The following is a 572-nucleotide window of genomic DNA, read 5'->3' as shown; positions in this document are numbered from 1 at the left end:
GCTCGTGGGGGTCGAGCTGCTCGTCACCCAGCAGTACGTGCTGGCGGTGTCGTTCATCACGCCGTTGTCGCTGCTGCTCGTGCACGTCGCCGTGCCGGGCAGCCCGGCCGCCGAGCTGGTGACGACCCGGCTCGCGGAGACCCTGGTGGGCATCGCGCTGGCGCTCGCGGCCGGGCTGCTGCTGCTCCCGCGGTCGGCCAGCCGGCGGTTGCCCGGCGTCTCGACGGCGGCGGCGCGGGCGACGGCGGGCCTGGTCGAGGGCACCGTCGACGAGGCCGTGCTGCACGCGCGGCTGGACACCCTGAACGAGGTGGCCACGGCGGCCCGGGCCGAGCTGCGGCCCGCCCCGGGCACCGCGGCGTGGCTGCACCGCGGCCGGTGGACCGCCGACCTCGGGTGGGGCCTGCTGGCTGCGCGGGCCCGCGGGGAGACCGAGCTGGCCGCGGTGCTGGCTCGCCGGGTGCGCGACTGAGGCGTTTCACCCCCCTCGGGCCACGGGCAGGAACGGAGGGTCTTGCGTCCAGAGAACCGGCGTCGGCGTCCCCACCCCTCGAACCCAGGGAGAGCCATGC

The 572-nt window shown here is 77.1% G+C and carries 1 protein-coding gene; it reads left to right on the top strand.

All coding sequences use genetic code 11. The features are described from left to right. Positions 1–472, top strand: a 472-nt coding sequence (locus tag M3677_RS16830) for an FUSC family protein (RefSeq protein ID WP_368859919.1), incomplete at its 5' end; no start/stop codon positions are given. Positions 473–572 lie beyond the last annotated feature (100 nt).

The organism is Curtobacterium sp. P97, assembly GCF_023712445.1.
In the GTDB taxonomy this organism is placed as follows: domain Bacteria; phylum Actinomycetota; class Actinomycetes; order Actinomycetales; family Microbacteriaceae; genus Curtobacterium.
This window is presented reverse-complemented; position numbering and strand designations above follow the sequence as displayed.